At 64.8% G+C, this 19,885-nt stretch carries 17 protein-coding genes; 7 read left to right on the forward strand and 10 right to left on the reverse strand.

Features of this window, described 5'->3' with window-relative positions:
* The first annotated feature begins 9 nt into the window (after positions 1 to 9).
* Positions 10 to 837 carry an alpha/beta fold hydrolase gene (locus HNP02_RS15040; RefSeq protein ID WP_184439657.1) on the forward strand — a complete coding sequence of 276 codons (828 nt, stop codon included), beginning with the start codon at positions 10 to 12 and terminating at the stop codon, positions 835 to 837.
* On the opposite strand, the gene HNP02_RS15045 is transcribed toward HNP02_RS15040, so the two are convergent.
* Positions 812 to 1,468 carry a 1-acyl-sn-glycerol-3-phosphate acyltransferase gene (locus HNP02_RS15045; RefSeq protein ID WP_221317605.1) on the reverse strand — a complete coding sequence of 219 codons (657 nt, stop codon included), beginning with the start codon at positions 1,466 to 1,468 and terminating at the stop codon, positions 812 to 814. The two genes, HNP02_RS15040 and HNP02_RS15045, sit on opposite strands and share 26 nt — an antisense overlap.
* Before the next feature lie 149 nt (positions 1,469 to 1,617).
* On the opposite strand from HNP02_RS15045, the gene HNP02_RS15050 reads away from it, so the two are divergent.
* Positions 1,618 to 2,883 carry a M23 family metallopeptidase gene (locus HNP02_RS15050; RefSeq protein ID WP_184439661.1) on the forward strand — a complete coding sequence of 422 codons (1,266 nt, stop codon included), beginning with the start codon at positions 1,618 to 1,620 and terminating at the stop codon, positions 2,881 to 2,883.
* Here HNP02_RS15050 and HNP02_RS15055 read toward each other — a convergent pair.
* A complete protein-coding gene (locus tag HNP02_RS15055; protein WP_184439663.1) occupies positions 2,880 to 3,803 on the reverse strand; it encodes a TIGR03564 family F420-dependent LLM class oxidoreductase in 924 nt (307 codons plus the stop codon). The genes HNP02_RS15050 and HNP02_RS15055 overlap by 4 nt on opposite strands.
* Before the next feature lie 84 nt (positions 3,804 to 3,887).
* Here HNP02_RS15055 and HNP02_RS15060 point away from each other — a divergent pair, with 84 nt between their 5' ends.
* The 3 genes from HNP02_RS15060 to HNP02_RS15070 all read left to right on the forward strand — a co-directional run bounded on the left by HNP02_RS15060 (position 3,888) and on the right by HNP02_RS15070 (position 9,766).
* On the forward strand, positions 3,888 to 4,460 hold the full coding sequence (locus tag HNP02_RS15060; protein WP_184439665.1) for a TetR/AcrR family transcriptional regulator: 573 nt from the start codon (positions 3,888 to 3,890) through the stop codon (positions 4,458 to 4,460).
* A gap of 202 nt (positions 4,461 to 4,662) precedes the next feature.
* Positions 4,663 to 6,474, forward strand: a complete 1,812-nt coding sequence (locus HNP02_RS15065) for a CocE/NonD family hydrolase (RefSeq protein ID WP_184439929.1) — start codon at positions 4,663 to 4,665, stop codon at positions 6,472 to 6,474.
* Positions 6,475 to 6,745: 271 nt separating this feature from the next.
* The gene (locus HNP02_RS15070) at positions 6,746 to 9,766 is read left to right on the forward strand and encodes a glycine--tRNA ligase (RefSeq protein ID WP_184439667.1); all 3,021 of its coding nucleotides are present in this window, start codon (positions 6,746 to 6,748) and stop codon (positions 9,764 to 9,766) included.
* 9 nt (positions 9,767 to 9,775) lie between these two features.
* Here the strand turns inward: HNP02_RS15070 and HNP02_RS15075 are convergent, their stop codons facing one another.
* Together HNP02_RS15075 and HNP02_RS15080 are read right to left on the reverse strand one after the other, a co-directional pair.
* A complete protein-coding gene (locus HNP02_RS15075) occupies positions 9,776 to 10,783 on the reverse strand; it encodes an adenosine deaminase (protein ID WP_184439669.1) in 1,008 nt (335 codons plus the stop codon).
* Between the two features lie 117 nt (positions 10,784 to 10,900).
* Complete coding sequence (locus HNP02_RS15080; protein ID WP_184439671.1) at positions 10,901 to 11,569, reverse strand: hypothetical protein; 669 nt, start codon at positions 11,567 to 11,569, stop codon at positions 10,901 to 10,903.
* A 109-nt stretch (positions 11,570 to 11,678) separates the two neighbouring features.
* On the opposite strand from HNP02_RS15080, the gene HNP02_RS15085 reads away from it, so the two are divergent.
* The gene (locus HNP02_RS15085; protein ID WP_184439673.1) at positions 11,679 to 12,710 is read left to right on the forward strand and encodes a fused (3R)-hydroxyacyl-ACP dehydratase subunits HadA/HadB; all 1,032 of its coding nucleotides are present in this window, start codon (positions 11,679 to 11,681) and stop codon (positions 12,708 to 12,710) included.
* 2 nt (positions 12,711 to 12,712) lie between these two features.
* On the opposite strand, the gene HNP02_RS15090 is transcribed toward HNP02_RS15085, so the two are convergent.
* The 3 genes from HNP02_RS15090 to HNP02_RS15100 are packed head-to-tail and all read right to left on the reverse strand — an operon-like array spanning position 12,713 to position 15,004.
* Positions 12,713 to 13,378, reverse strand: coding sequence for an alpha-ketoglutarate-dependent dioxygenase AlkB (locus tag HNP02_RS15090; RefSeq protein ID WP_184439675.1), 666 nt, complete (start codon positions 13,376 to 13,378; stop codon positions 12,713 to 12,715).
* Complete coding sequence (locus tag HNP02_RS15095; protein WP_184439676.1) at positions 13,375 to 14,127, reverse strand: isocitrate lyase/phosphoenolpyruvate mutase family protein; 753 nt, start codon at positions 14,125 to 14,127, stop codon at positions 13,375 to 13,377. The genes HNP02_RS15090 and HNP02_RS15095 overlap by 4 nt, the downstream gene beginning before the upstream one ends.
* 46 nt (positions 14,128 to 14,173) lie before the next feature.
* Entirely contained in the window at positions 14,174 to 15,004 is an 831-nt protein-coding gene (locus HNP02_RS15100; RefSeq protein WP_184439679.1) for an AraC family transcriptional regulator, read from the reverse strand.
* Between the two features lie 222 nt (positions 15,005 to 15,226).
* On the opposite strand from HNP02_RS15100, the gene HNP02_RS15105 reads away from it, so the two are divergent.
* A complete protein-coding gene (locus HNP02_RS15105; RefSeq protein WP_184439681.1) occupies positions 15,227 to 15,700 on the forward strand; it encodes a hypothetical protein in 474 nt (157 codons plus the stop codon).
* A 48-nt stretch (positions 15,701 to 15,748) separates the two neighbouring features.
* On the opposite strand, the gene HNP02_RS15110 is transcribed toward HNP02_RS15105, so the two are convergent.
* From HNP02_RS15110 to HNP02_RS15120, 3 genes are all read right to left on the reverse strand, one after another.
* Positions 15,749 to 18,640 carry an RND family transporter gene (locus HNP02_RS15110; protein WP_184439682.1) on the reverse strand — a complete coding sequence of 964 codons (2,892 nt, stop codon included), beginning with the start codon at positions 18,638 to 18,640 and terminating at the stop codon, positions 15,749 to 15,751.
* Positions 18,637 to 19,083, reverse strand: coding sequence for an MmpS family transport accessory protein (locus HNP02_RS15115; protein WP_184439684.1), 447 nt, complete (start codon positions 19,081 to 19,083; stop codon positions 18,637 to 18,639). The genes HNP02_RS15110 and HNP02_RS15115 overlap by 4 nt, the downstream gene beginning before the upstream one ends.
* Before the next feature lie 340 nt (positions 19,084 to 19,423).
* Positions 19,424 to 19,732, reverse strand: a complete 309-nt coding sequence (locus tag HNP02_RS15120) for a hypothetical protein (RefSeq protein WP_184439686.1) — start codon at positions 19,730 to 19,732, stop codon at positions 19,424 to 19,426.
* Positions 19,733 to 19,885 lie beyond the last annotated feature (153 nt).

A 19,885-nucleotide genomic window follows, 5' to 3' on the forward strand; every position in this document is an offset into this window, starting at 1 on the left:
AGAGTCCGAATGACCTGGATCTTGAGCAGATCGATAGAACTCGCGGACGGCACCGTGCGCTGGGAATCCCTCGGCGAAGGGCCACCGATCGTCCTCGTCCATGGCACGCCTTACTCGTCGTTCCTGTGGCGGGACGTTGCGGTGGCACTCGCCCGCAGCGGGCGTCGCGTCTACGTCTTCGATCACCTCGGGTATGGCCAATCAGAGAGACGCGACGGCCAGGACCTCACCCTCGCTGCGCAGGGACGCAATTTTGCAGAACTGCTCAATCAGTGGAACCTGCAGTGTCCCAGTGTAGTTGCCTGCGATATCGGGGGTGCCATCGTGCTGCGAGCACTGCTGCTCGAACACACTGCGTACTCGGATCTGACCCTCTTCGACGCCGTGGTCGGAGGCGCGTGGGAGCACGGCCTCTTCGGGCTGATCCGCGAGCACCACGGCGTTTTCGAACGACTCCCCGCCTACGCCCACGAAGCTCTGGTTACCGCTCACTTGCGTGCAGGCACTCGACAGGGCTATCGGCCCAATGTGCTCGAAACCTATTTGGCACCATGGCTCGGGCCCGACGGGCAAGCCGCGTTCTACCGGCAGTACCGCCAGCTCAGCCAGGTCGATACCGCCGAATACGAACACCTACTCGACACCATCGACATTCCCGTAACTCTGCTGTGGGGTCGTGACGATCAGATCCTGCCCGCGGCTCACGGGCAGTGGGTCGAACAACACGTCACCAACCAGGGACTCACGTGGATCGACGACGCGGGCCACTTACTGCCGGAGGACGCGCCTGCCCAGTTGATCGAGAAGTTGATCACTGCGGCACTTCCAGGCAGCTGATGCGCAGCTGCACCTCGTCGAGTAGTTCTGGGACCGTAGCGAACTCATCGGGATCGATCGGCTCCCCGAAGATCACGTACACGGTGCTTCCGAATCTTGGGAACTTCTTGTCCAGCGGCAGGACTTCATTGGCGTTGACGAGGCGGACCGGGATGATCGGCACGCCCGTGTCCTTGGCCAGCACCGCGACGCCGGGCCGGTAGGGCGCGACGTCTCCTGGCTTGACGCACTTGCCTTCGGGAAAGATCCCGACCAACGCCCCGTCCTCCAAGGCGTGGGCTGCGCTCTCCATCGCCTCCTTCCCAGATTCCGAGTCGCCCCGGACGACGGGTATCTGGCCAAGCACTTCCACGAGCCAGCGGGTGAGCGGCGACTTCCACAGCTCCGCCATCGCCATCGCGATCCCCTCACGCCGGAGCGCCGCCAGGATGAAGAACACGTCGATCATCGACGTGTGGTTGGCGGCCAGGATCACCGCGCCCTTGTCCGGCACGATGTCGTCGTTCACGATCTCGGTTCGGATGACGCGCGTGAAGCCCAGCGTCCAGAGGATCAGACGAATCGACCACGTCAGCAACCATGCGCGCTTTCCTAGCCCGCGCGACCGTGGCCGCCTCAATAGACTTGCCATGCAGTCCTTTCCACCACTCCAGACCACATTCTTAGCGCACGGAAACACCCCGTCCAGCGGGATCGACCAGTTATGCTTCCGGCGCGAGACGGCACCACCGACGAATCACTTGCTTACCGTCACCACCTACAGGCAAGGCAAGTCATCTCATGCGCACGTCACCGACCCTCCTGCTGGCTTGTGCCGTACTTCTCGCGGCGTGCTCGTCGTCCTCGGACTCGACGGGGTCGGGCACCTCGAGTCCAGCGCCGACGCCCGCCGCCGACAACCGTGGCGGCATTCCGCCCGGTTACCCCCTCGACGTCGACGTCGTCGCGCCACTCGCCATCACGACGATCGGCCCCGACCCGATCCCGGTCACGGGAACCGACGGCAAGGTCCACGTGGCCTACGAGCTTTCGGTGCTGAACTCCGGCCCGCGACCAGCGACGATCACGAAGGTAGACACGCTCGCCGACGGGCCAGACGGCGCGGCAGTCGCAACCATCGGACAGCAGGAAACCGTGGAGCGGACCATCCTCATCCCCAACCTGTCGCCAGCCCCCGTCACCGAGATCCCCGCGGGACGCACCGCAGTTCTCGTGCTCGACGACGTGTACGACAGTCGCGGAGAGGTCCCCGCCGACGTCACGCACCGACTGGCCATCACGCTCGGCAAGGCGACGCCGGAGTACCAGCCATCCGTCAGCGCTCAATACCCGGACTCCGTCACGCAGATCGGTGGCGCGGTCCGCACCAGCGCGGCGGCGCCCGTCGTGATCGGGCCACCACTCGCCGGTGACGACTGGGTGGCAGGCAACGCGTGCTGCGTCGTTTCACCGCACCGCGGCGCGGTCATGGGGGTCGGCGGCAGGCTCAACGGCAGCGAGCGCTACGCCATCGACTGGTTGCGCATCGACCCGGCCAAGAACCCGGTCACCACGCATACCGGCGACGGAACGCGCAACGCGGACTACCTCGCCTACGACGCCCCGCTGCTGGCCGTGGCCGACGGCACCGTCGCAGTGGTGGTGTCCGACAACAGGGACGCGACACCGCAAGTCATCACCCCAGACCAAGCCTTCAAGGAACTGGGCGGGAACTACGTCATCATCGACATCGGCAGCGGCAACTTCGCCTTCTATGCCCACATGCGCCTTGGCTCGGCGTCGGTGAAGGTCGGCGACAAGGTCACCCGCGGCCAGGTCATCGGACGCCTCGGCAACTCCGGCAACACCACCGAGGCTCACCTGCACTTCCACGTCACCCGGGCCCCGGTTCCGCTCTCCAGCGACAACGTGCCATTCGAGATCGACCGGTTCACCTTCGCCGGCAGGCTCGACGGTGCGCGGTTCGTGCCAGAAGCCAAGCCCAGCGAGCGGACGAACCAGCTGCCGTTGGCATGGGACGTCATCGACTTCCCGCCCGCTCCCTAGTGCGTGCGTGCGGCTGCGAGAAATTCGAGCGTCCTGGCCTGGCTTGCGGCATCGCCTAGCGGCGTTCCGACGAATTCGGTGACGCCGACTTCGACGAGACGGCGCAACTGGGCTTCTACCTCCGCCTCGTCGCCGACGAGGCTGACGTCTCCAGGTCCGGTGACGCCTTCGCGTTCGAACATCGCACGGTAGGCGGGCAGGCTGCCAGTGGCAGCGAATTCCTCGTCGATGACGGCGCGGGCATCGTCAGGGCAGTCCGTGACGACCACGGGAAGGCCTGCGACGACCCGCGGCGCAGGGCGACCCGCGGCGGCGGCCGCCTTCGTCAACAGCGGCACGATGTGCGCATCCAGGGTGCGCGGTCCGACCCAGCTGGTCACGGTGCCATCGGTGCGTGATCCTGCGATACGCAGCATCCGTGGACCCAGTGCCGCGAGGACGACCGAGGGCACAGGCGCATCCCGCGCTTCGACTTGTCCGATGGCAGTGATGAACTCGCCGTGGACGTCGACGGCCACGCCGGCCAGTGCGGGCAGAAGCGCAGTCAGGTATTCGTCCATGAACGCGGCGGGCTTGTCGTAGCGGTAACCCAGGGCTTCGACGACGGGGGGGTGGCTGAGGCCCAGCCCAAGCGTCAGGCGACCGCCAACGGCAGCCGACGCAGCCAACGCCTGTCGGGCCAGCGTGAAGGGATGCTGTCCGTAGATCACGCTGACGGCGGTGCCCAGCTTCACCGCGGGTGCGCGCTGGCCAAGCAGCGCGAGAACGATCAGCGGGTCCCAGCCCGCGATGCCCGGCATCGCAGGCAGCTGCGGTAGCCATATCGACTCCGATCCCCCTTCCGCGATGTCGGTCAACGCGTCGACGAATCGCGGCAGCGAGTGCGCGGGGTTCGGCATGGGCATTGCGGTGATGAGCATCGGTTCATACCTCGCTAGAATTCGGAGAGCTTCTCCGGTAACCATACGGAGAGAGTCTCCGCTTGTCGAGCGAAAGGTGTCAGGATGACTGGGTCGTCGACCGCGCCTCGGCCATTGCGCGCCGACGCTGCCCGTAACCGGCGCGCTCTGCTCGACGCCGCAGTGGAGGCGTTCGACCGTGGCGGCGTCAGCGCGTCTCTCGATGACATCGCCAAGGCAGCCGGCGTGGGTCCCGGCACGTTGTACCGGCACTTCCCCAGCCGTGACGATCTGGCCCTCGCCGTGATCGACGACGGATTGCTGGCGCTCGCCGAACTCGGCGACAAACTGCTGACCTCGACGAAGCCCGTTGCTGCGCTTACTGATTGGCTCGAAGCCTTCATTGCACAGGCCGGGTTGTTCGACGGCCTTGCCCGCACCCTGGTCAACCCGGAGGCAGGCAATGACACCAACTGCAAACGCAGCAAGCGCGCCGGGGCGGCGCTGTTGGAGCGCGCCGTCGCAGCGGGTGAGGTTCGCGACGACATTGCCAGCGAGGATCTGCTCGACATCTCCGCCGCCATCGCCTGGCTCGGCGACCAGGGCCGCGGTGACGCTCAGCGCTCTCGGCTGCTGGCGCTCGTGGTCGACGGCCTGCGGCGGGTTCCGTCTGCGTGAAGTTGACATCGGCGAGAGGTAGCCCTCGGCGGGCCATGGCCCGGACCCGCTGTGCGCTACGCCCACAGCCAAGTCATACGGTCGTGGGATGAAACTGCGCGTACCGCGCCAGGTAGCCGGCTCGACGACGAAGCGCGCACCGCGGCGAACCAGTTCGTCGCCGCTGACACCGGCCTTCGACGCCCCGCCTGCCCGATACGGGATCGGCGTGCGGCACAACATCGCGGTACCGATGAGCGACGGCGTCGTACTGCGCGCCGACATCCACTACCCGACCGAGCCGGCGACCGGACAACCTGCCACCGGACCGTTCCCGGTGCTGCTGTCACTGACGCCGTACGGGAAGAAAGCGCCGCCACCGGCCGCGCAGATCGGTGGTGGGGCGACCCCGTACCTGATCCGGCGCGGCTACATCGAGGTGATGGTCGACGTGCGCGGCACTGGCGTCTCCGGCGGTTCGTTCGAGATGTTCGGGCCGGAGCAGGCGCAGGACGGCGTCGACCTGGTCGAGTGGGCGTCGAAGCTGCCGAACGCCAACGGGCGCGTTGGCATGTTCGGCATCTCCTACCTCGCGATCAACCAGCTCTTCACCGCGGCCGCCGTCGGGCCCGACTCGCCGCTGAAGGCCATCTTCCCGGTGATGGCCGCAAACGACTTCTACCGCGATGCGACGACCATGGGCGGCATCCCGCACATGCGCACGGTGCGGGCGTATGGCGCGACCTACTCCCTACTCAACCTGGTCAACCCGACGCTGGAGTTCGCGTCCCGCGGCGGCCACCCCCGGCCCCGCGCAGGCGGAGTCGCCGAGGTGCGGCGGCGGGGACGTGCCCAACGCCAGTACTTCCGCACCCTGGCCGCCGAGGCCGCCCGCGGCGGGGAGCCCGCGTTCGACGGACCGTTCTGGGACAACATGCGGCCCGGCGCGGTGCTGCCGAACATCGTGGCAAACGGGGTGGCGGTCTTCCTCGTGGGCGGCTGGCACGACGCCTTCCAGCGCGGCGCCCCGCTGAACTACGCCGCACTGCAGAACGCCGCCGCCGGGCGGCCCGTCTACGCGCCGATGGAGTCCGGTCAGGAGGTGTCTGACCGCTTTCGGCTGTTGATGGGCCCCTGGTATCACGTGTCGGATTTCGACGGACTGCACCTCAACGCCCTGCAATTGCGCTGGTTCGACCAGTGGCTCAAGGACGCGCCCGCCGCGGCGGTGTCCGGACCGCCGGTGGTGGTCCAGCCCATCGGCAGCTCCCAATGGTTCCGCAGCAGCGACTACCCGTTCCCCGACGCGACGCCGACCCGCTTCCATCTGTCGTCGGCGAACCGGCTGGCACCGGATCCCGACGCGACAGAGAGCGAGGCCACGCTGAACTACGTGGCGCGCGGCCCGATCGCGGGGCGCAGCCTTGAGCAGTGGAGCCTTGGCATGACCAGCTACCTGGCCTCCCGGCGCGGCAGACCCATCCGCTATGACCTCGACAACCGCCGGCTACAGCGCGAGGCGCTGACCTACACCACCGAAGCGTTCGACTCCCCCAAGCTGGTCGCCGGGCCGATCACGTTGACCGTGCACGCGACGGCCACCACGTCCGAGACCGTGTGGGTCGCTCACCTCGACGACGTGGCCCCCGATGGCGCCAGCCGCCCCCTGACCGAGGGCGCACTGCTCGGCTCGCATCGCGCACTGGACCCAGAGCGCACCTGGTATCTGCCCGACGGCACCGTGCTGAGGCCTCATCACGTCAGCTCCACCGCGGCCGCACAGCCCGTGGAGCCCGGCGAGTTGACCCGCTACGACATCGAGATCTTCCCGACCGCGGCATTGATCGCGCCGAATCACCGCCTGCGCCTGACGATGACGACGTACGACTTCCCGCAGCTGGTGCCCACCAAGCCGGCACGGCAGGCGTTGCTCGGCGGCGTCTACCGGGTGAAGCAGGGCGGCCTGACACCGTCACACCTGCTGATTCCGCTCGCCGATCCCGAGGCCTTCGGAACTGAGGACGACGCTCCGTAGCAGGCGGCGACCGCCGCGGCGCGATCGCGCAGGGCCCGTTGGGTTTAGGAACCGAAGAAGCGGATGTTCACCGCGGCGCCGTGTGACGGCAGGTCCTCGGCGTTGTCCAACGCCGTGACGTAGCCGGCGTTGCGAACTCGGGCCGCGACGTCAGCGGCGCCGATTGACCGGAACTGCCTTGCTACCTTGATAATTGGGCGTGCGAGGGAAGCATGCCGAGCACAGCGTAGACGCGGATTTCGCCCCGCTCCGCGCAGGCTAATATTTCCGGATGCCCGCCGATCCGCTGTCGATGCAGGAATCGATACTTCGCCTGCAGAACTACTGGGCCGAGATCGGTTGTGTCATTTCGCAGCCATTCAATACCGAAGTGGGTGCGGGCACCATGAATCCCGCAACGATTCTCAGTGTGCTCGGCCCGGAGCCCTGGAGATCGGCGTATGTCGAGCCGTCGGTCCGTCCCGACGACAGCCGATACGGCGAGAACCCGAACCGCCTCCAGACGCACACTCAGTTTCAGGTGATCCTGAAGCCGGAACCCGGCAATCCGCAGGAGCTTTACCTTCGTTCGTTGTCTGTGTTGGGCATCGACGTGAACGCACACGACGTGCGGTTCGTCGAGGACAACTGGGCACAGCCCGCGATCGGCGCATGGGGCCTTGGCTGGGAGGTCTGGCTGGACGGCCTCGAGATCACGCAGTTCACCTACTTTCAACAGGTAGGTGGCATCAATCTCGACCCGGTTCCCGTGGAGATCACCTACGGCCTGGAACGCATCCTCATGGCCATTCAAGGGGTCAACCACTTCAAGGACATCCTGTTTGCGCCTGGCATCACCTACGGCGAGGTATTCGGACAGTCCGAATACGAGATGTCGCGATACTACTTGGACGAGGCCGACGTTGACGCGACACGTGTTCTGCTGGAGACCTATTCCAACGAAGCAAGCCGACTCACCGAACTTCGCCTGCCCGTTCCCGCCCACGTCTTCGTGCTGAAGTCTTCGCACGCATTCAACGTCCTCGACGCGCGCGGCGCCATGTCGACGACCGAACGCGCCAAGTGGTTCGCCACGATGCGTGCGCAATCACGCGCGGTCGCCGAACTGTGGACCGAGCTGAGGGCCAGCGCTGGTCATCCACGCGGGACCCATACGCCTCTCCCGCTGGCGTCCGCGCCAGATCCGGTGGACGACGTCGCCGAAGGGCTGTTGGTCTTCGAGATCCTGGTCGAGGAACTGCCACCGCACGTTGTCGAGACCGTGGCCGCCGAGGTCGAACAGACTTTGACCGAGCTACTCGCCAACACAGCGTTGTCCCATGGGCGAGTGCATGTCACCGCCACACCCCGGCGCGTCGTGGTCAGAATCGAAGACATCGCCCAACGAGAAAGCGACCGAGTCGACGTCAAGCGTGGGCCAAAGGTGGCTTCGGCGTTTGCCGCGGACGGAGCGCCGACACCGGCACTCCTCGGGTTTCTGCGGACGCAGTCTGCCGACGTTGCCGATCTGAGTCGCATCGACTTCAACGGGACCGAGCATGTCGCACTGGACGTTCCACAGCCGGGGCGCCCGGCGACGGCGGTCCTGACCGAGCTGCTGTCGAAGCTCGTGGCCGGATTGCGATCCGACAAGAACATGCGGTGGAACGACCCCGTCTTGACCTACAGCCGACCGATCCGGGCAATGCTCGCACTGTTGGGGAACACCGTCTTGCCAGTCACCGCGGGAGCCCTTCTCGCGGGGCGGGTCACCCGAGGCAATCGCAAGCAGTCGCACTCAGCGTCCACCACCCTTACGCATGCCGAGGAGTACGCGCCGCTCATGCAGTCCGAGGGCATCCTCATCGACAGATTAGACCGGCGTATCGCTGTCGTTGCTCTCGCCGAGGACTTGGCGCGGCAAGCCGGTGGCGTTGTCGATACTGACGCCGAAGCCGAACTGCTAGATGAGATTACGGATCTGGTCGAGTCGCCGGTCGGAATCCTCGGTCGGTTCGACCCGAAATACCTCGACCTGCCCGATGACGTCCTCACCACGGTGATGCGCAAGCACCAACGCTATCTGCCCGTTCGCACCACCACGGGCGAGCTGCTGCCCTTCTTCATCACCATGGCCGACGGGCAATGTGATCACGAGATCGTAGGCCGCGGGAACGAAACCGTCGTGCGCGCACGGTTCGAAGACGCCGCCTTCTTCTGGCGGGCCGACCGCGAGATCGAACCGCGAGAACTGCGGCGTCGACTCACGGCGTTGACGTTTCATGAGCGGCTCGGATCAGTGTCGGACCGAGCGGACAGAATCGCGACTCTTGCAAAGGCTTTCGCGACCCGCGCCGAACTTTCGAGTACTGAGATGGAGAACCTCGCGCAGGCGAGTTCGCTGACCAAGTTCGATCTGGCATCCCACTTGGTCGTCGAGTTCACCTCGCTGGCGGGAATCATGGCCCGCGAATACGCCATGAAGGCAGGGGAATCCGAAGAGGTTGCCCAAGCCCTTTACGAGATGGAGCTGCCCAGGCACCACGCGGACCACCTGCCGGTCAGCACCATCGGCAAGATTCTCGCCCTTGCCGACCGGTTCGATCTGCTCGTCGGCATGCTTGCGGTCGGAGCCAAGCTCACCGGCACGTCAGACCCTTACGGGCTGCGAAGAGCAGCGCTGGGAATCGTGAGAATCCTGCGCACGGCACCAGAATTGGCCGCCCTCACACTCCCGTTCGGCTTGGAGACGGCAGCGGAGCACCTGCGCACCAGTGGATGCACGGTCGACATAGGCGTTCTCACCGTTGCGAGTGAGTTGTTGGACGCCCGTTTCGCACAGCGGTTGCGCGACGAGCAGGTTCCCGCCGCCTTGATCTCGGCGGTGGCGCCGACAGCAACGGCATCGCCTCTCCGCGCGGATCGTCTGCGAGCAGACATCGCGGAGTCGATGACCCGGCACGGGCAGCTGTTCTTCGATTTGGTGGAGGCATTGCAGCGGGTCATCCGCATCCTGCCGCCCGATGCAGTCCGTTCCTACGATGTGTCGATCTTGACCACTGAGGCCGAAGTCGGACTGGTCAACGCGCTCGCCGAAGTCGCCCAACTGCCGGACGTACCCCTCGTCGATTGGACCTCGCGTACCCCAGGTCTCGTCGCCGCGCTCCAGAAGTTCTTCGACGACGTGCTTGTGATGGCAGACCAACCGGATCTGCGAGAGGCTCGCCTCGGCCTATTGGCGGCCGTACTCGCAGCGGCTCCGTCGGGCATCGACTGGCAAGCAGTCCATCTACTCCGAACCGACGCCGAGTAGGACCCCCGTTCACTGACTTTGCAGGCAGGCAGTGATGTCCGTCAGGCCAGCCAGGACGTCAGCCGCACCGGCGAAACTCGCACGGAAGCTATTCGCCGCAATTTCTGCGAGCACCGAATCGGACAGGTCGAGGGCCGTGGCGACGGCGCGATAGTTGTCGTTGACGTATCCGCCGAAGTACGGCGGGTCATCAGAGTTGATGGTGACGAGCACCCCGGCGTCGTGCAATTGGAGAAGTGGGTGCTTCGCCAGGTCTGGCGTGACTTGCAGTCGCTGATTGGACAGCGGGCACATGGTCAGCGGGATGCGCTCGTCGACAAGGCGTTTGACCAGATCCGGGTCGTCAGCCGCGGCCACGCCGTGGTCGATGCGTTCGGGATGGCAGAGGTCGAGTGCCTCGCGAACATAACTGGATGGGCCGTCCTCGCCGGCGTGGATGGTGGTGCGCATGCCGAGCCGCCGGCAGGTGCTGAAGTAGTCGACGAACTTGGACGGCGGGTTTCCCCGTTCAGCGCCACCGAGCCCGAACCCGAGCACGCGGTGATGCCAGGGCTTGGTCAACTCGACCAGCTCGAGGGCGGCCTGTTGTGTCCGATGTCGTTGGGCAGTGAGGATGAGCGCGCCGTCGATGCCGAGATCGTCACGGGCGTCGACGATGGCTGACAGCACGCCGTCGAGTTGTACGCCGATGTCGACGCCGCCATCGAGGAAGGTCTGCGCCCCGAAGAACATCTCGGCGCGACGGACCCCGTCGTGGTGCGCGCGCTGCAGGTAGGCCGCGGTGAGGTCGTAGAAGTCTTGACGTTGTCGCAGCACGCCCGCCCCGCGGAACAACAGAACCAGGAAGTGTTCCAGTCCATCGAAGAGATAGGCCTTGCGCAGCTCGTCGACGCTGCTCCAGGGCACCTCAATGTCGTTGCGGGAGGCCAGGTCCAGCAGCATCGTGGGCTCGAGCGTGCCTTCGAGGTGAACGTGGAGTTCGACTTTGGGTAGGGCGGCGATCAGGTCGGCACTCATGCGTCCCACTATCCACGTGCTGGCTGACGGGATACTGTCAGCCCGTGAGCCGCCGCCGGAACGGTGCCTGGATCTTCGGCAGAAGTATCCCGGGTGCGGCTTTGATCACCTCGGGAATCATCGGGATACCAGCACCGATGGAATGTCGTCCGAGCAGGACTCGGGCGACCAATCCTTCAACTCAAGGCCGAAGCCCATCGTATCGAAAAGCAGTGCGGCAGTTGAGTTGCTGCAATCATAGGTCTCCGCGATGGTCACTGCCGTGACGTCGGCGCACAGCCCGGTGAGCGTGGGCGCCAGGCGTTCTGCGATGAAGCCCGGGTTGACTCCGGCCGCCGTGAACGTGGAACGGCCTATGCGGCAGGCTTCTTCGACGGCTTCGCCGAATCCGTTCCCAGCGGCAGCGGGCATCGAGTGGTCGCCGGTCAGCGAGATCACGCTCTTGCCCGATCGCAACAGTTCGACGGCCTCGCGGTCGCTCTCGGTGGTATCCGGAAGCATCGCAGGCAAGAACAGGACGACGTCGGCGTCGGTATCGACGAGCGATTGCGCATCGCTAGTGGCGCTGATACCGATGGGTCCGATACCCGCGAGAACGCCGACGTCGATCCCGTCCTCTTCTTCGCTCCACACCCGACAGCCGACGAGCTCCAGATCCGGGTGTTGGTGAACCGCGGGGATCAGGGCCTGCGCGTTGTTACCGGCACCCCATTGAATGACGCGATAGACCAACTCAACCCCCCGTGGAGCGCCGTCCCAGATCTCGCGATCAAAGCAATCGATCATAGAGCGATTCAGGTGGGAGTCGGTTCGAACCCCATCGGTGTGGGTTGCCGCAGTGTCCGCGCGTTAGTGTGCCTTCGTCGGCCGCAGCGAACAGGAGTTGAGCAAGTTCATGACCGCAGCAGCAGAAGCGTCGGAGCTCCAATCGCGGGTTGGCCACTATTACCAGGCTGACGGCACCTATCTGGTCGGCCGCGAGAAGGTCCGCGAGTTCGCCCGTGCAGTGCAGAACTATCACCCCGCGCACTGGGACGTCGCCTCCGCCGTAAAGCTGGGGTACCCGGACGTCGTGGCGCCGCTGACGTTCACGTCGGCACCGGCCATGGCCTGCAATCAACGCATGTTCGAGTCGGTGGTCGTCGGTTATGACATGTACCTGCAGACCGAGGAAGTCTTCGAGCAGCACCGCCCGATCGTGGCCGGCGACGAACTGCGCACCGACGTCGAACTGTCGTCGGTGCGCAGGATTGCAGGCAGAGACCTCGTCACCGTGACCAACACCTTCACCGACGCGGCAGGCGAGCGGGTACACACCCTGCACACCACCGTCGTCGGCGTCACCGCCGAGGACGTCGATCCGGCGATCAAGTCGGCCGTGCAGGGCGTGATGATGCACGACGTGAACATGCTCGGAGCCGATGGAACCGGCGCCGAATACCGGAAGACGGTGCGACCCGAGGGCGATGTTCGCATCGCCGCGGCCGACTCCACCCGCACGCTGGGAACGCCGTCCTTCGATGACGTGAACGTCGGCGACGAGCTACCGGTGCACCACGCCCGCCTGTCCCGCGGCGACCTGGTGAACTACGCGGGCGTGTCCGGCGATGCCAACCCGCTTCACTGGGACGAGGACATCGCCAAGTTGGCCGGGCAGCCCGACGTGATCGCGCACGGAATGCTCACCATGGGTTTGGGTGCCGGTTTCGCGTCCGCATGGTCAGGCGATCCCGGCGCGGTCACCCGCTACGCGGTGCGGTTGTCTGCGCCCGCGATCGTATCGGCCGCCGGGGGCGCAGACATCGAGTTCAGTGGCCGGATCAAGTCGTTGGACCCGGCGACCCGCAGCGGTGTGGTGATCGTCGCCGCGAAGTCCGGTGACCGGAAGATCTTCGGCCTCGCGACGTTGAACGTCTGCTTCCGCTGACCCTAGGCCCCCACTTGGGTGCTGCTGCTGAAGTTCACGCTGATGCGCGGACCCGCGGGTGACTGTTGCTTCGGGACGCTGTGCACCCAGTCTCGCTGGCACCGTCCCCGCATGATCAGCACGTCTCCGCCGGCGGGAACGAACGTCGTGCGCTGGGGTGAGCGCAGCGACGGGGGATGGCTTCGTCCACCAGTGTTCGGCCGAATCAGGAATCGGCGCGTGGCTCCCAGACTGAGTACCGGAACGATCGCGGTCTGGGGGACGTTGGCCGGTCGGTCGGCGTGCCAGCTGGTGCTGTCCCGGTGGTCGCGATACCAGTTCATCCAGATCCCGTCGTAGGGCACGCCGCAGTATTCGCCGAGCGCTGCGGCCAGTTCGACCAGAAACGCTGGGGCGGTGGCCAAGTCGCGGTACTCGTGGGTGAGCCGCGGTTCGTCGACTTCACGGTTGTACATCCAGCGTCGCCGTTGCTCCCATCCGGCGAGCTCGCCGAGTTGGCGTAGGAGTTCGTCGTGACCGGTGACCAGTCCATGTACCTGGGTGATCGAAGACTCTTCATCGAGTTGATGGTCCGTCGCGCCGTCGAAGGCAGCGATGTTGACTGCCGGCTGTTGTTGGTCGCGAGGCTCATCGAAGAGAGTCAGGTCCCCACCCTGACCGACGCTCAAAGTCGTGCGGCCCGATCCTGCACGCCATTCATGGCCTCGATGTATGGAATGGGGCCGTAACTGATTCGCGCAACACCGATTTGGGCCAGTCGTTCGTTGTCGGGAAGACCGTCCATCACCATCACGTTGACGGGGAGTGCCGACTGCTCACAGATCCGTGCGATCAACGCCTCCTCCTGGAGGCCCGGAATGAAGAACCCGGATGCCCCGGCGTCTGCGTAGGCCTTGGACCGGTTGACGGCCTCGTCGACGGTCACACTGGGCTCGTTGCCCTGACCGAGGAACAGATCGGTGCGCGCATTGATGAACAGAGCAACACCCATATTGTCCGCAGCTCGTCGGATGGCGCTGATCCGTGTGGCCTGCCGTTCGGTGTCGTACAAGCCCGATCCCTTGATCGCGCGATCTTCGAAGTTGATCCCGACGATGCCGAGACCCAGGAGTTGAGAGACGTTGTCCGCCAACGCAGCATCGTCGTCGGTGTAGCCGCCCTCGAAGTCCGCGCTGACCGGGACGTCCACGGTTGCCGCGATGCGTTCGATGATCTGTCTGGCGAGCGCGATCGGGATGTCTTCGCCGTCGCGGTAACCCTGCGCCTCGGCGACCGACCAGCTGCTGGTGGCGACCGCTGGCGCTCCCGCCTGTTCGACCGCCTTGGCACTGCCCGCGTCCCAAACGTTGAACAGCGCCAGGGGCGTGCCCTTGACGTGCAGTTCGGCGAACCGGGCCGCCTTGTCGTTCTGACTCATGTGCTCGACGCTACGGGGGCGCGTCAGAGCGGCGCTATCAGAAAATTCAGGAAGCGACGGAGCGTTGGAATGCCGACGGCGTCACGCCGTAGACCTTCCCGAACGCGGCCGTGAAGTGACTGTGGCTGGTGAATCCAAGGTCGAGAGCCAAGTTGGTCAAGTCGTCGCTGTCGGCGAGAAGATCCAAGGACCGCGCTAGGCGCAACCGCAGGTGATAGCGATACAGCGGAACGCCCTCGAAGTGCTTGAAGGCCTGCGTCAAGTACACCGGGGAAACCCCAACCGATCTGGCGGCTTCGCTCAAGGTCCACCGGCGACCGACGTCAGACGACAACAGCAACTTCACCCGGTCGGCGAGTCTGCGCGGACCGGCCCCACTGCTGTTGGGAGCGCTCCATCTCTTCTCGCCGAGCGTGTGCCGGACTAGTTCGAGCGTCAGCTCTTCGGCTTCCAATGCATCGACGGTGCCGCGGCGAAGACGCTGACGTACGGTGGCCGCGAGTTGTTGGGTGCGGTTGTCGGCGTGGACCCCCAGGCGATCGAACGCTGCCCTGCCGTTCGGATGTCGATAGCCGATTGGCGTCAACTCCATCAGTGTTTCGGGTTCGACCCTGATCGACAATGTCGAATCTCCGCCGTCGACCGGATGGCTGACCCGATAGGGCTCGTCTTCGTTGATGAACAGGACTTGGCTGGCGTCGACGACGGTGTGATTGCTGCCGACGTGATGAACGTAGACACCGCGATACGGGAAGACCAGGTGGGTGGACGTTGCGCACTCTTCGTCAGCGAGAGGCCGAATGTGTCCTGGACACATCACGTCCCATACGCCAGCGGTGCCCGTCGCCAAGATCGGCGTCGCGGCGAACTCAGCCATCGCACCCCCTCACGTCGAGGTCAACGCCCGACCGACGCTACCCATGCCCTACGACACGGCTTGCGCGGCGCGCAATCGCGGGCGTGTGAATCTGACGACGCAACACGCCGCTGGGGCGTCGCCAGATGCACAAACGGTCAGGGTGATACGGCGGGAATGGCCTTTCCTGTGATGTTCCTGTGAGAGCCGACATAGATACTTAGTTCAGGTAATCTTTGAAGTGTGAATCTCGGTCCATGGGGCGATCTCACGGTGCTCGCTGCCGTGATGGAGGTCGTATTCGCCACCTGCGTGTTCGTGTACATCGGTCGGCTGGAGACTCGGACATCCCATCCGTTGGGTGAAAAGGTGGGCGCCCACAAGGCGGTGCTGGCCAAACTCCGCAAGCGCGAACCGATGTCGCAAGACGAAGTGGACTATGCGACCGAGCTGGTTGCTGACGCTCGATCACCGCTCGCGTACGCGATACCCGCAGCTCTGTTCACGATCGGATTCTTCTACGTGGTCGGCTGCCTCTTCATGCTTCATCTCGACGGCGGCCATCCCTCCTTCCGAACGTTCATCGGAGGCATCCCGATGTTGACCTCCATGAACATGGCCGCGCAACTGCGCAGGGTCGCGGGGCTGAAGGGGAAACTGCAGGACGTGCCGGTGCTGGAGCCCGAGCGGACCGACGAGCTGGCCACAGTCTGCTAGCAAAAGCGGCTGCCTTCCACGATTATCCGATCACGCACGATCATCCGATCACGGTTTGGCGTGTCGCGGCGCTTCGGTGATCGGGTCGTCGTCTTCCCATAGCAGCAGCTGACGAACCGCTTGACGTGATCCGTAGGGCTGAAGCATTTGGCTGGCTGGGCGGGGACGCACCTTCAGGGGCCACCAGAACCAGCGGCCGATCAATGCTGCGACGGATGGCGTCATGAAGGAACGCACTATCAGCGTGTCGAACAGCAGGCCGAGCGCGATCGTCGTCCCGATCTGGCCGAGGATCCGCAAGTCGGCGAACACGAACGAGGCCATCGTGGCGGCGAACACCAGACCGGCTGCCGTCACCACCGAGCCGGAGCCGGCCATCGCCCGGATGATGCCGGTGTTCAAGCCGGCACCGATCTCCTCCTTGAACCGGGAGATCAGCAGCAGGTTGTAGTCCGACCCCACCGCCAATAGCAAGATCACCGCCAGTGCGAGCACGATCCAGTACAGATCGATGCCCAAGATGTCCTGCCAAATCAGCACGGACAGCCCGAACGAGGCACCCAACGACAGCGCCACGGTACCCACGATGACGAACGCGGCGACGATGCTTCGGGTTATGAACATCATGACGAGCAGAATCAAGCAGAGCGCTGCGATCCCGGCGATCATGAGATCGTATTTGGCGCCGTCCGCAATGTCCTTGTAGGTGGCAGCGGTGCCGGCGATGTAGATCTTGGACCCGGCCAACGGAGTGCCCTTTACGGCTTCCTGGGCGGCGTGCCTGATGGCGCTGATGTGCGAAATACCCTCTGGCGTAGCGGGATCGCCGTCATGGGTGATGATCATGCGGGCGGCCTTGCCGTCCGGTGACATGAACAGCTTCATCCCGCGCAGGAACTCGGGGTTGGTGAACGCCTCCGGCGGTAGATAGAAGGAGTCGTCGGTCTTCGACGCGTCGTACGCCTGGCCGAGGGCAGTCGAGTTCTGCAGTGCCGCCTCAGTCTGGTCGTTGATACCCGAAGTGGTGGCGTAGTTCGTCAGCGTCAGGTCGCGGTTGGTCTGCTGGGTGGCGATCTGTGGCGGTATCAGCGCGAGTAGTTTCGGCTGCAGCGCATCGAGTTTGGCGATGCTGCCCGCGACGTCGGACAGTTGACTGGTCAGCTGATCGATACCGTCGAGCGCATCGAAGAGCGACCGTAGCGCCGCGCAGACCGGGATGTCGAAGCAGTGTGGCTCCCAGTAGAAGTAGTTGCGCAGTGGCCGGAAGAAGTCGTCGAAGTTGGCGATCTTGTCCCGGAGATCTCCTGCCGTGGCCACGGTGCTCTGGAACGCCCTGGCCTGTTCGTCGGTGACGGCGCTGGATTGTTGTTGCAGCGCATACTGCTGGCGCAGAACGTCGATCGAATTGTTGATCACGTCAACTTGTTTGAGCAGGTCGGCCCCGCGGGCCTGTTGAAATGGCAGATTGTTGATCTGCGACGCGCTGCCCGCGCTGATCTGAAACGGTATCGACGTGTGGTCGAGGGGCGTGCCCAGCGGCCGGGTGATCGATTGCACCTGTGCGATGCCGTCGGTGTGGAAGACCGCCTTGGCGACCCGTTCCAACAAGATCATGTCGGTGGAATTGCGTAGGTCGTGGTCGGCTTCGATCATCAACAGCTCGGGATTCAGCCGCGCCTGGGAAAAGTGGCGTTCGGCCGCCGCGTAGCCGACATTGGCCGGGGCGCTGGCGGGCATGTAGGGCCGGGCGTCGTAACTCGTCTTGTAGGCGGGCAGGGCGAGCAGACCGATGAGCGCGACGGCGATCGTCGCCAGAAGGATGGGCCCTGGCCAGCGGACGATGGCCGTGCCGATGCGCCGCCAGCCCTGCGTGCGCAACGGGCGCGCGGGATCGAACAGCCCGAAATGGCGGCCGATGATCAGCAGGGCCGGTGCCAGGGTCAACGCCGCCACCACGGCGACGAGGACGCCAATACCGGCGGGCACGCCGAGGCTCTGGAAATACGGGAGCCGGGTGAAGGTCAGACAGAGCACCGCACCGGCAATCGTCAGGCCCGAACCCAAGATGATGTGCGCGGTCCCGTGGTACATCGTGTTGAACGCCGACACGCGGTCCTCGCCGGCATGACGCGCTTCGTGGAAGCGGCCGAGAATGAAGATCGCATAGTCGGTTCCGGCGGCGATGACCAGGAGCGTCAGCAGGTTGGTCGAGTACGTCGACAGCTTGATGATGCCTGCGTTCGCGAGCACGGCGACGACGCCGCGAGACGCGGTCAACTCGATCATCACCGTGAAGATCACGAGAAACACCGTGGTGAGGCGGCGGTAGAGCCAGAACAGCATCATCGCGATCACGCCAAGGGTGATCAGGGTGGTCTTCAGGGTGCCGTGGCGGCCCACCTCGAACTGATCGGTGACCAGGGGCGCGGCGCCTGTGACATACGCTTTGACACCCGGCGGCGGCGGTGTGTGGTCGACGATGTTGCGCACCGAATCGACCGACTCGTTGGCCAGCGACTCGCCCTGGTTGCCTGCGAGGTACACCTGCACCAACGCCGATTTGCCGTCGGAGCTCTGCGACCCGGCCGCGGTCAGCGGATCCCCCCAGAAGTTCTGAATGTGCTCGACGTGCTTGGTGTCCTTGGAGAGCTTGTCGACCAAGCCGTCGTAGTAGTGGTGGGCGTCGGCACCGAGCGGCTGATCGCCCTCCAGGACGATCATCGCCGAACTGTCGGAGTCGAACTCGCCGAACACCTTGCCGATGCGTTTACTGGCCTGCAACGACGGTGCATCTTGCGGGCTCAGCGACACGTTGTGCGATTCGGCAACGGTCTCCAGCTGCGGCACGAAGACGTTCGTCAGCACCGCAAGGGCCAGCCAGAACAGTGCGATGAGCACCGCGAACCGTCGGATGAGGTCCGGAACCCGTTGGGTGCTCATCCGGACTTGTCCAGGCAGTAGGTGAGGGCGTTCACCTTGTTCACCGATCTCTCGTCCTTGACCACGTCGTCGATCTTGATTCGGCAGCCGATCCAGTCGCTGTCGCCCTGAGCGGTGACGTTGACGGCGACCGCCGGTTGTGTGGTGGTCGTGTCATACGCCCAGGGCAGCGTGATGGCGTCGGCGCGTTGCGGTTGGGCGTTGACGTCCAGGTAGGTGATGGTTGCCACCGTGCCCGGCGGGCCGAAGACCTCCAGGACCACGTGTTTGGGGTTGAACGGGACGATGTCGTTTCCGGAGCCGCTGGGTGTGGACGTGACGTCTTGAGAGGCAAAGATTCCGTGCAGCCGATACACGGCAAAGCCGGCCACCGCGATCACAGCCACCGCCACCAGTACCATCCAGCGCTGGCTCAGTCGCCGTCTGATCGAAACCCGCTGCATCCGTGACCCTTTCATGAGCGGCGACAGGCGCGGACGGTAGTAAATTTCCTGTAGCAAAGCTAATCAACTTGGTTGACGGTACGACACGGAACCGAACTCCACAACACCGGACTGGGGCGAGTCGCGCCTCGCCGATGAGGTGGACGAACTACGAACAGTTCACAGCAACTTCGGAGTATGTCCCTCTGGTGTGATGAACAGTCTTTTTCGGTATAGCGGCCTAGATGGGAGCCGCCCGATCCGCCAACGGGAGCGCCACTGCACGCCCAGTGGCAGCCCGTCCGCCGTCCAGCGCAGGGGAAGCGAAATCGCCGAGCGGCCGGTGAGATTTCGCCGGCGCCTAGATGGCGCCCGGCGTGCCGGGAGGGCTGAGCGAGCCATCGATGTTCGGCACCATCGCCGGGGCCGGTATCCCGCCTATCGCCGCGTTGTCGCCCGGTATCCCATCATCCGGCGGCGAATCGAACATGCCTCCAGCGCAGAGGGGATGCCGCCACCCCAACCAGTCGCATGCCGGATCGTCCTGACCGAAGGCTGGCGCTGCGTTCGCCGGAATCGTCGCGCCGATCACGGCTACTCCGGCAACTCCTGCCGCAAATGCCGTTCTGGCCAGCCTGCCGCGCACTTCTGAAGCCGTCACCCAACTCATCTGTCGCTCCTTCAAACGGGGACTCAAATCGATCGCTTTGACGTTTGCCGCTCGCGAATCTTCGCAGCGTATCGCCGCCAAAATGCGCGTTGGCTCGAATCGGCACTTTGCTAGCAATGCACGGCCTGCAGTACCGGACGCCACGGCAACCAC

The organism is Mycobacterium sp. AZCC_0083 (assembly GCF_014202335.1).
In the GTDB taxonomy this organism is placed as follows: Bacteria; Actinomycetota; Actinomycetes; order Mycobacteriales; family Mycobacteriaceae; genus Mycobacterium.

Bases quoted from the DNA above. Each gene is read 5' to 3' on its own strand.
- HNP02_RS15115 (WP_184439684.1), bottom strand. From the start codon at position 19,083: ATGCAGCGGGTTTCGATCAGACGGCGACTGAGCCAGCGCTGGATGGTA.
- HNP02_RS15055 (WP_184439663.1), bottom strand. From the start codon at position 3,803: ATGCTCATCACCGCAATGCCCATGCCGAACCCCGCGCACTCGCTGCCG.
- HNP02_RS15095 (WP_184439676.1), bottom strand. From the start codon at position 14,127: ATGAGTCAGAACGACAAGGCGGCCCGGTTCGCCGAACTGCACGTCAAG.
- HNP02_RS15045 (WP_221317605.1), bottom strand. From the start codon at position 1,468: ATGGCAAGTCTATTGAGGCGGCCACGGTCGCGCGGGCTAGGAAAGCGC.
- HNP02_RS15120 (WP_184439686.1), bottom strand. From the start codon at position 19,732: ATGAGTTGGGTGACGGCTTCAGAAGTGCGCGGCAGGCTGGCCAGAACG.
- HNP02_RS15075 (WP_184439669.1), bottom strand. From the start codon at position 10,783: ATGAGTGCCGACCTGATCGCCGCCCTACCCAAAGTCGAACTCCACGTT.
- HNP02_RS15040 (WP_184439657.1), top strand. From the start codon at position 10: ATGACCTGGATCTTGAGCAGATCGATAGAACTCGCGGACGGCACCGTG.
- HNP02_RS15110 (WP_184439682.1), bottom strand. From the start codon at position 18,640: ATGAGCACCCAACGGGTTCCGGACCTCATCCGACGGTTCGCGGTGCTC.
- HNP02_RS15080 (WP_184439671.1), bottom strand. From the start codon at position 11,569: ATGATCGATTGCTTTGATCGCGAGATCTGGGACGGCGCTCCACGGGGG.
- HNP02_RS15050 (WP_184439661.1), top strand. From the start codon at position 1,618: ATGCGCACGTCACCGACCCTCCTGCTGGCTTGTGCCGTACTTCTCGCG.
- HNP02_RS15085 (WP_184439673.1), top strand. From the start codon at position 11,679: ATGACCGCAGCAGCAGAAGCGTCGGAGCTCCAATCGCGGGTTGGCCAC.
- HNP02_RS15070 (WP_184439667.1), top strand. From the start codon at position 6,746: ATGCCCGCCGATCCGCTGTCGATGCAGGAATCGATACTTCGCCTGCAG.
- HNP02_RS15060 (WP_184439665.1), top strand. From the start codon at position 3,888: ATGACTGGGTCGTCGACCGCGCCTCGGCCATTGCGCGCCGACGCTGCC.
- HNP02_RS15100 (WP_184439679.1), bottom strand. From the start codon at position 15,004: ATGGCTGAGTTCGCCGCGACGCCGATCTTGGCGACGGGCACCGCTGGC.